This is a genomic window from Microcystis sp. LE19-131.1A (assembly GCF_027532015.1).
Classification (GTDB): domain Bacteria; phylum Cyanobacteriota; class Cyanobacteriia; order Cyanobacteriales; family Microcystaceae; genus Microcystis; species Microcystis ichthyoblabe_A.
Genome location: NZ_JAPZSS010000199.1, coordinates 1 through 9,869 on the forward strand (window position 1 = coordinate 1; position 9,869 = coordinate 9,869).

A 9,869-nucleotide genomic window follows, 5' to 3' on the forward strand; every position below is an offset into this window, starting at 1 on the left:
AATCCTTATCTGGCAAGGGACTTAATTGATTAGCTCGTTCTAGATTGAAAACAATTGGCAAAAATCGCAGCCATGTCTTTCTATATAAGGGTTTCACCCCTTATAACTCCCGTCCATTGCATAACACAAACCGAAGAACCAAAATAATCAAAGCTTTTTGCTTGGTTGGATTCTAGGCTATTTAAGGGATTAGGCTCATTGAAACTACTAATTTGCTATAACCAGTCTAGGAGAGCCTTACTGATTACTGTTTACTGATTACTGTTTACTGTTTACTGATAACTGACCTAGCTTATGAACCGTCAAAAATTTACTTGGGGATATTCTAGTTATAAATTGCGTCAGAGAGAAAATTTTAAAGAATTTCTGTGTTTACTGGGATTATTAATAGCGGCCTTAATTATCTATCTAGTGGGATTAGGTAATTTACCCTTGCGGGATTGGGATGAGGCAACAATCGCTCAGGTAGCCAAGGAAATTAGCCAAACCCCCCTGGAACAATTGCGCTGGTTATTTCCTAGTCTTTGGGGTGATCCCTACCTGAATAAACCGCCGTTGATTCACAGTTTAATTGGTCTAACCTACCATTTTTGGGGCATCAATGAGGCCAATACTAGACTAATTCCCGCTTTTTTTACAGCTTTATCGGTGCCGCTTCTCTATCTTCTCGGTCGAGAAATTTTTCCCGCTCGTTTGCCAGCTTTACTGTCGGCCTTGATCTATTTAACTCTTTTGCCGGTGGTGCGCCATGGCCGTTTAGCCATGTTGGATGGAGCGGTATTGTGTTTTGAAATGCTGATGTTTGTTGGTTTACTGCGCTCACGACGCGATTTACGCTGGTCTGTGGGGGCGGGGTTAGGATTTGCCCTCCTTTGTCTGACTAAGGGTATTATGGGGCTATTATTGGCGGGTATCGGCTTTATTTTTCTGCTCTGGGATACCCCCCGGTTATTAACGTCTGCCTATTTTTGGTCGGGTTGGTTATTGGGAGCAACTCCCGCTTTTGCCTGGTATAGCGCCCAATTTTGGCACTACGAGCGGGAGTTTCTCGATTCCCTTTTTGTTCAACAGTTAAAGCGAGTTAGTGACGATCTGGACAATCATCGCGGACCGTTTTGGTATTATCTGCTAGAAATTATTAAATATAGTTGGCCCTGGTTAATTTTCTCGGTTTTGGGTTTACGTTTAGCTCGTCAGGAATATCTCTACAGTTGGGCGAAGTTACTGTTAGTTTGGACGGGTGTTTATCTGTTGGTGGTTTCGGTAATGGCGACTAAGTTGCCTTGGTATATTCTGCCGATCTATCCGGCCTTGGCTTTAGCGGCCGGTTATGCCTTGGCGCAGATGGTTAATCTTCCCATCGATCGCTCCTATCATCCAATCTGGTCAATTATCCTAGGTATTATCGGCGTTGTGACGGGTTTATTAGCTTTAATAGCCTATTTCCCTGGTAATTTTGCCCCTATTGAACCTTTCCATCCTTTGATTCTTTTAACCTTATTGTCACTGTCCCTGACCATGGTGACAACGGCAATTTTGTTAGCTCGGCGCTCGGAACAATTCAGCGTGGTTTTACTCTGGGGAATGTTGGTTTCTTTGTTTATTTTTGTCAATTCTCCCCTGTGGATCTGGGAATTAAATGAGAATTTCTCTGTCAAACCGGTGGCGAGTTTAGTACAGAAATATGTGCCAGCAGATCACCCTGTTTATATTGCTTTTGCCTACGAGCGCCCCTCGTTAAATTTTTATAGTGGTCGTCGGGTTTTTCCCCTTGCTGCTGAAGAATTAATCAATCATTGGCAAAGTCACAAGCAACCTTACCTAATTATCGATCGTCAAACCAAAGAAGCTACTGATTTAGGAGGATTAAAGGTGATCGGCTCTACGGATTCCGGTTGGTTTTTGGTGACAAAGCAGTAGTGGGGTTAATTTTGTGCATACTTTCGATCTTAGGTTTGCTGGGTAAAATGTATTCTAAGATACAGTCCTGCTGGCGAGGGAGTGGGAGGAACCCGACCGACACAGAGGACACGAAGATTGATCGCTTCTATAGTAAGTTAAACTGATCACACAAAGGATAAGAGAGCCAAATTTTACCAGTTGCGTTAAAATCACCCCTAGCGATGAAACGCAGCACTTTTGTAATTGTTGAAACCGAGATTAATATGCTAAATAGGTCAATTACGGCCGAGAAAACCGAGGAATTCGCTCCTGCTGACCTGCAAGACCTGCTAGACTGCACCGATAGCTTTGTTAACCGTCATATTGGGCCGACGGAGACGGAAATCGAGAAAATGCTGGCGGTTTTGGGTGTTGCCACTGTTGAGGAGTTAATCGCTCAAACTGTCCCGTCAGGAATTCGTTTACAAAAAAGCCTTAATTTACCACCTGCCTTGAGTGAATACGCCGCTCTTGCCCAATTAAAAGCTATTGCCTCGAAAAATCAGGTATTTCGCTCCTTTATCGGCCTGGGCTACCATGACTGTATCACCCCGCCGGTAATTCTCCGCAACATCTTAGAAAATCCGGGTTGGTACACCGCCTATACTCCCTATCAAGCGGAAATCGCCCAGGGACGCTTAGAAGCTCTCTTAAACTTCCAAACTCTCATCACTAGCTTAACCGGTCTAGAAATTGCTAACGCTTCCCTCCTCGATGAAGGAACAGCAGCCGCGGAAGCGATGAGCATGAGTTACGGACTGTGTAAAACTAAAGCCAATGCTTTCTTTATCTCTAGTAGTTGCCATCCCCAAACGATTGAAGTTGTTAAAACCAGAGCGATTCCTTTAGGCATTGACATTATTATCGATGATCATCGTCTCTTTGACTTTCAAACGCCGATTTTTGGCGCATTATTACAATATCCAGCCACCGATGGCGTAATTTATGACTATCGAGAATTTATCGCCAAAGCGCAGGAAAATGGGGCTTTAGTCACCGTTGCCGCCGATATTCTCAGTTTAGCTCTGTTGACTCCCCCCGGCGAATTGGGGGCTGATATTGCCGTGGGTAGCAGTCAACGCTTTGGGGTTCCCTTGGGTTATGGGGGTCCCCATGCCGCCTATTTTGCCACCAAAGATGTCTATAAACGCAGCATTCCGGGGCGCATTGTCGGGGTATCGAAGGATAGTCAGGGTAAACCCGCACTGCGTTTAGCTTTGCAAACCCGCGAACAACATATCCGCCGGGATAAAGCCACCAGTAATATTTGTACCGCACAGGTGTTACTAGCGGTGATTGCTTCCATGTACGCGGTGTATCACGGACCGGAAGGAATCAAGAAAATCGCCCAAAGAGTGCATAAATTAACCGCTTTATTGGCAACTGGTTTAAAAAAGTTGGGTTATCAAGCGGGGAAAGAACCGCACTTCGATACGCTCAAAGTTACGGTATCCACGGGAGTTAAGGATATCTTCGCCAAGGCAAAAACCCATAAGATTAATCTGCGTTATTTTGATGAGAATAATCTAGGAATTAGTCTCGATGAAACCACCAGTCTCAGGGATGTGTGGGATTTATGGCAAATTTTTGCCCCAACCGAGGAATTACCCTTTACCACGGCGGAATTAGTCGAGAAAATTAGTCTAGAATTACCCGCTAATTTAACCCGTACCAGCGCCTATCTTACCGAGCCGGTGTTCAATCGTTACCACTCGGAAACGGAATTACTCAGATATCTGCACCGTCTGGAAACAAAGGATTTAGCCTTAAATACTTCCATGATTCCCCTCGGTTCCTGTACGATGAAACTCAATGCCGTAGCGGAGATGATTCCGGTAACTTGGGCAGAATTCGGCAAATTACACCCTTTTGCCCCGATTGACCAAGCAGAAGGCTATCAACTGCTCTTTCAACAGTTAGAGACTTGGTTAGGGGAAATTACCGGGTTTGATGGCATTTCTCTACAACCGAACGCTGGTTCTCAGGGAGAGTATGCCGGTTTACAGGTGATCCGAGCCTACCATGAAAGTCGCGGTCAAGGTCATCGTCAGATTTGTTTAATTCCTGAGTCCGCTCACGGGACTAATCCTGCCAGCGCTGTTATGTGTGGTATGAAAGTAGTGGCGGTTAATTGCGATTCTCGGGGCAATATTGATATTGATGACCTGAAAACTAAGGCCCGGAAGCATCAGGATAATCTAGCGGCTTTGATGGTAACGTATCCTTCCACTCACGGCGTTTTTGAAGAGGGAATTAGCGAAATTTGCGCCTTGATTCATCAATACGGTGGTCAAGTCTATATGGATGGCGCCAATATGAATGCTCAAGTGGGTTTATGTCGTCCGGCGGATTTTGGCGCCGATGTCTGTCACTTGAATCTCCATAAAACTTTCTGTATTCCCCACGGTGGTGGCGGCCCCGGTATGGGACCAATCGGAGTAAAATCCCATTTAGTGCCTTTTCTGCCGGATGTTTCCCTAGTTTCGGCGAAATTATCCCCAGAAACCGCTAACGGTAAGCATCAGGACTCGATTGGGGCAATTTCGGCCGCGCCTTGGGGTAGTGCCAGCATTTTGGTGATTTCTTGGATGTATATCGCTATGATGGGGGCAGCCGGCTTGAAAAAAGCGACAGAAGTGGCAATTTTGAACGCTAATTATATGGCTTTTCGTCTGGAGTCGGCCTATCCAGTGTTATTTAAGGGTAGCGCGGGAACGGTTGCCCACGAGTGCGTGATTGATTTACGTCCCCTGAAAAAACAGGCCGGCATCGAGGTGGAAGATGTGGCAAAACGCTTGATGGATTTCGGTTTCCACGCGCCGACGGTTTCTTGGCCGGTGGCGGGTACAATGATGGTGGAACCCACGGAAAGCGAATCTTTGGGCGAATTAGACCGTTTTTGTGAAGCTTTGTTAACTATCTATCAAGAGGTACAAGCGATCGCTAATGGTAGCATGGATCCCCACGATAATCCTTTGAAAAATGCCCCCCACACAGCTGCGGTTTTAACTGCCGATGATTGGAGTCGTCCCTATTCCCGTCAACAGGCAGCCTACCCGCTTTCTTGGCTAAAAGATTATAAATTCTGGCCGGTAGTGGGACGGGTTGATAATGCCTACGGGGACAGAAATCTGGTTTGTTCCTGTGAGGGTATGGACGCTTATAAGTAGGGTTTGCGGCAAAAAGCTTTTCCTGGGTGTAGGGTGGGGTGCATCTCATTTTTGTAAATCTACTAATTTGGGATTTTTCAAGGGAAACTTTCTCCTAAAATTGGGTGTGTTACTTTCAGTTTTATCACTCAATCCAAGCTTTTGGGGGGTTCTACCCCCCAAACCCCCCGTTGGGGGCGTGGCGCCGCCCCCAAACCCCCCGCGCATTAGCTTTTCGGTGGGATGCTTACACGCGATTGTTCATATTTTTGTACCAATTTCAGAGTTACTGATAATTGCTGATTGTCGATATTTCTGCAAATGTGGGATGCAGCCGTGGGGTGCGGGGTGTCGGGTGTGGGGAGAATAAATAAAAATAATCTCCTGTCTCCTGACTCCTATCTCCTGACTCCTAACCCCACCAACAAACTTTTTCAGCCAACCCTATTTTAAACACCTCTTGTGCCACTCGCTCGCAACTGCCTACTGTTCCTAAACCGGCCTTAGTTTCTGCGTATTCATCTAACATTTTTTGCCGACGTTGCTGATTTAATAATAAATCTAGACATTCCTGCATAATTCTCTCTGGGTTAGCTTCCTCTTGTAATAATTCGGGAACAATTTCTCGCATTAAAACTAAATTTACTGGTGAGACAAATGGTACAGAAAGCTTCATAATATTGCGGGCAATCCAAGCAGTAACTGCACTTAAACGGTAAACCACCACCTGCGGCACATTTAATAAAGCAATTTCGAGATTAACTGTACCAGACTTAGCCACAGCCAGATCGGCCGCAGCAATCGCTTCTAAAGTCTGATCTCGTTCCATAATCACCGCATTTAATCCGTATTCCGCCACTAATTCTCGCATTTTTGGTTCGTATAAAGCTAGGGGAACGGGAATTAAAAACTTAATATCGGGAATTTTTTCCTGTAATTTTTTAGCAGCAGCACACACCGTCGGCACGAGATATTTAAACTCCTGTTGACGGGAAGCAGGTAATAAAGCGATCACTGTTTCTTCGGGTTTTATTGCCCATTTTTGCCGCATTTCTTGCCGATTGGGAGCATTGGCCATACGATCAACTAAAGGATGTCCCACCCAAGTTACCGGTAAACCTTTTGTTTCAAAAAAACGAGCTTCAGCGGGAAAAATTGCCAATAATTTATCGGTGACGGCGATTAATTTTTCCGTATTAAATAACTTTTCTGCTGTGGCCCTTAGTTTAGCTGAGGGGATATTTTCTTCCGACCAAATCCACACCTGTGGGGCAATATAATAAATAATTGGGACATCGGGAATAATTTTTTTAGCCGACTGACCGATCGCCACATTTGCCCCCACATAATCAATTAAAATAATGATATCAGGGGGATTATCTCTAAAAAACTCTTTTGCTCGTTTTTGTAGTTGTAAAGTTGGCCAAATAAAGGGGATAGATTCAATTAATCCCATGGCAGCCAGTCGAGTGGTTTTACCCAACATTTTTGCTCCGGCTAACTCCATGCGATCGCCACCTAAGGCAAAAATTTCTAACTCAATTGCCTGGGTTTTAGCTAGTTTAAAAAGGGATTCAATCAGCATGGCTGCCTGTAAATCACCCGATACCTCACCCGTACTAATAAATATACGCATTTGGATAATTATTTGATAATAAAAGAATTCAGGAGACAGGATTGCTGGAGATAGGATTGCTGGAGATTGTTTTTATTTATTCTTCCCACTTCCCCATCACCCTACACCCCACTTTCCACACCCTGTTCCTCAATCAAGAAATTATTTTCCCGGAATTAAACCGCGACGTTTTTCTCCCGTGGTAGAGGATTGTAAAAATTGACAGAGATGTTGAACATGGGGGTTATCGGTTAAGAGAGAAACTTGTTCTAAAGCCTCCTGAAGATTTATATTAGAACGATAGATAATCCGAAAAGCTTTTTTCAGTAAAGTTAAATCTTCATCGGTAAAACCGGCCCTTTGTAAACCGACTAAATTAAGAGTTCGCACGCGACAGGGATTGCCTTCCACTAAAGTAAAAGGGGGAACATCGCGATCAATACGACTCATTCCTCCTAACATGGCCATTTTGCCAATATGAACAAATTGATGTACTCCTAAAACCCCTCCGATAACTGCTTTTGATTCGATCTGGACATGACCGGCCAAGGCGACACTATTAGCGATAATAATGTTATCTTGCAAAATACAATTATGGGCAACGTGAACATAGGCCATTAATAAATTATTACTGCCAATTTGGGTAACTTCTCCCGTATCCGTGGCGCGATTAATCGTGACAAACTCGCGAATTTGGTTATAATCACCAATTTCTACGCTACTTTCGCCCCCTTTATACTTTAAATCCTGTGGTTCATTACCAATAACAGCCCCAGAAAAAATATGATTACCCTTGCCAATTTTAGTCGGACCTTCAATGACCACATGGGCATCAATAATTGTATCAGCTTCAATTTCCACATTGGCCCCGATCACAGCATAGGGACCAACTTTAACCTTGGGATCAAGTTTTGCCGACGGATGGATAACCGCAGTGGGGTGGATTAACGTATTCAAAGGGAAGTCTCCCGCGCTCAACTTCGTCACTGTATGAATCATGGTATAGCTTATCCTATATTGGACAGATTGTGATCAAGATTGATAGCGGTTGCTTAGGGAGGGGACGACTTTAATGGGGAACCAGAACCCGATAAACTATTAACCAGATTCTCTTGGTTCCTTCGTCCCTCCCATCCTGATAAAAAATATATGAGCAATAATAGACCTAAAATTATAGTCTTAGATGACGACCCGACAGGTTCCCAAACAGTCCATAGTTGTCTGTTATTGATGCGGTGGGATGAAGATACTCTCCGCTTGGGATTGGCAGATAATGCGCCAATTTTCTTTGTTTTGACCAATACTCGCGCTTTAACCCCCGAAAAAGCCGAGTCTGTCACGCGAGAAGTCTGTCATAACCTGAAAACTGCCTTAACTAAAGAGGGAATCGAGGATTTTTTGGTGGTTAGTCGTTCCGATTCTACCCTGCGCGGGCATTATCCGATCGAAACTGATGTTATTGCCGAAGAATTGGGCGGTTTTGATGCTCATTTCCTGATTCCAGCCTTTTTTGAGGGAGGTAGAATCACCCGTGATAGTATTCACTATTTAATCATCGATGGCGTTCCCACTCCCGTCCACGAGACGGAATTTGCTCGCGATTCGGTTTTTGCCTACCATTACAGTTATCTGCCGGATTATGTGGAGGAGAAAACGCAAGGTAAAATTAAAGCAGATGATGTAGAGAGATTTTTACTGGCAGATATCCGTCAAGGTAGTTTAGAACGACTGCAAAAGCTCAAAAATAATCAATGTGGGGTGGTAGATGGGGAAACTCAAGCGGATCTCGATCGCTTTGCTGAAGATATTTTAACCGCCGCAGGGGAGGGAAAAAAATTTTTATTCCGTAGTGCCGCCAGTATTTTAACTTCTTTGGCTAATTTAGGAACTCAACCGATCGCACCCGAATCTATGGGTAAGTATAAGCCCACGGGGGAAGCTGGGGCAATTATCGTCGGTTCCCACGTCAAAAAAACTAGCCAACAATTAGATAAACTGCTTCAACAACCCAACACCGTCGGAGTCGAAATCGATGTGACGGCATTGCGCGATCGTCCTGAGCAACGAGATCAACTCGTAGCACAAGCTCTGGAAAAAGTCAAGCTTATTCACAAAAATAAACAAACCCCCGTGATCTATACCAGTCGGCAAGAGTTAACCTTTGCCTCTGTGCAGAAACGTCTTGATTTTGGGGTTGCCGTCTCCACCCTGTTAATGGACATTGTTAAGGGTTTACCCAGTGATATCAGTTTTTTAATCAGTAAAGGCGGAATTACCTCTAATGATGTCTTAAGTACGGGTTTAAGCCTGCAATCGGCCCGTTTACTCGGTCAGATTCTCCCCGGTGTCTCCATGGTCCGTACAGCAGCCGATCATCATCTCTTTCCTAATCTACCTGTGGTTCTTTTCCCGGGTAACGTCGGTGATGTCCAAGCTTTGGCCACAGTTTATCAACGTTTGTGCCAATAGGAGGCAATCAGTGATCAGTGAGCAGATGTGAGTTTTCAGGTTCTTCGTTACTTGGTATGGTTCGATAGGGGGGCATAAATCGACTAAATCCTTATCTGGCAAGAGATTTAATTGATTAGTTCGCTCTAGATCAAAAACAATTGACAAAAATCGCTAAATGCCTTTCTCTATAAGGGTTCCATCCCTTATAACCCCCGTCTATTGCATAACACAAACCGAATCACCACCAAAGTCTTGACTATCGAACCCCTTATGAGGTATTTTGTGAATTAGAATCAGGCGGCGATGCATTTCGAGCTTGAATTGACCACCAATGAGAGGGGGTACTTTATTGATTATGGTGTCAGACTTTTTGTTCAAGTATATTTCGATTGCAACTTTATCGGCAGCGTTGGTTGCACTTGATATTCAAATAGCTAGAGCTGATCGTCGTGATTTCTATGTTTACAATGGTAATCGCCAAAATATTGTCGGGTTTTATGTCTCCCCTCCTAATAGTGATATCTGGGGGAGGAATATTTTCTCTGGTGTTTTGTTTAGCGGTAATAGGACTTTAGTAGACCTCCTGCAAAAGTCTTATTCAGCTACTTGATTATAGCCTAAAGCAAGTTCGTAGTTGTAAATGCCAGCGATTAAATTAAATCTCAGACCAAAACGTCGTCTCCGATTCCTGTATCTTGATGATAAAATTCTAA

At 44.2% G+C, this 9,869-nt stretch carries 5 protein-coding genes and 1 pseudogene; 3 read left to right on the forward strand and 3 right to left on the reverse strand.

Going from position 1 to position 9,869, the window contains the following annotated elements:
• Positions 1-294 precede the first annotated feature (294 nt).
• Both O9323_RS15075 and gcvP read left to right on the forward strand, forming a co-directional pair.
• A complete protein-coding gene (locus O9323_RS15075) occupies positions 295-1,920 on the forward strand; it encodes an ArnT family glycosyltransferase (protein ID WP_288125367.1) in 1,626 nt (541 codons plus the stop codon).
• A gap of 203 nt (positions 1,921-2,123) precedes the next feature.
• Positions 2,124-5,111 (forward strand): aminomethyl-transferring glycine dehydrogenase, encoded by a 2,988-nt coding sequence (gene gcvP, locus O9323_RS15080; RefSeq protein WP_288125369.1) that lies wholly within the window; start codon positions 2,124-2,126, stop codon positions 5,109-5,111.
• Between the two features lie 391 nt (positions 5,112-5,502).
• On the opposite strand, the gene lpxB is transcribed toward gcvP, so the two are convergent.
• On the reverse strand, positions 5,503-6,726 hold the full coding sequence (gene lpxB, locus O9323_RS15085) for a lipid-A-disaccharide synthase (protein ID WP_288125370.1): 1,224 nt from the start codon (positions 6,724-6,726) through the stop codon (positions 5,503-5,505).
• 141 nt (positions 6,727-6,867) lie between these two features.
• Complete coding sequence (lpxA, locus tag O9323_RS15090; RefSeq protein ID WP_002777359.1) at positions 6,868-7,704, reverse strand: acyl-ACP--UDP-N-acetylglucosamine O-acyltransferase; 837 nt, start codon at positions 7,702-7,704, stop codon at positions 6,868-6,870.
• Between the two features lie 150 nt (positions 7,705-7,854).
• Here lpxA and O9323_RS15095 point away from each other — a divergent pair, with 150 nt between their 5' ends.
• On the forward strand, positions 7,855-9,174 hold the full coding sequence (locus O9323_RS15095; RefSeq protein ID WP_288125371.1) for a four-carbon acid sugar kinase family protein: 1,320 nt from the start codon (positions 7,855-7,857) through the stop codon (positions 9,172-9,174).
• Positions 9,175-9,750: 576 nt separating this feature from the next.
• Here the strand turns inward: O9323_RS15095 and O9323_RS15100 are convergent.
• Positions 9,751-9,869, reverse strand: a pseudogene (locus O9323_RS15100) (IS5/IS1182 family transposase); the annotation flags it as partial.

Coding starts and splice junctions, on each gene's coding strand:
- O9323_RS15075 (WP_288125367.1), top strand. CDS start 295: ATGAACCGTCAAAAATTTACTTGGGGATATTCTAGTTATAAATTGCGT.
- gcvP (WP_288125369.1), top strand. CDS start 2,124: ATGAAACGCAGCACTTTTGTAATTGTTGAAACCGAGATTAATATGCTA.
- lpxB (WP_288125370.1), bottom strand. CDS start 6,726: ATGCGTATATTTATTAGTACGGGTGAGGTATCGGGTGATTTACAGGCA.
- lpxA (WP_002777359.1), bottom strand. CDS start 7,704: ATGATTCATACAGTGACGAAGTTGAGCGCGGGAGACTTCCCTTTGAAT.
- O9323_RS15095 (WP_288125371.1), top strand. CDS start 7,855: ATGAGCAATAATAGACCTAAAATTATAGTCTTAGATGACGACCCGACA.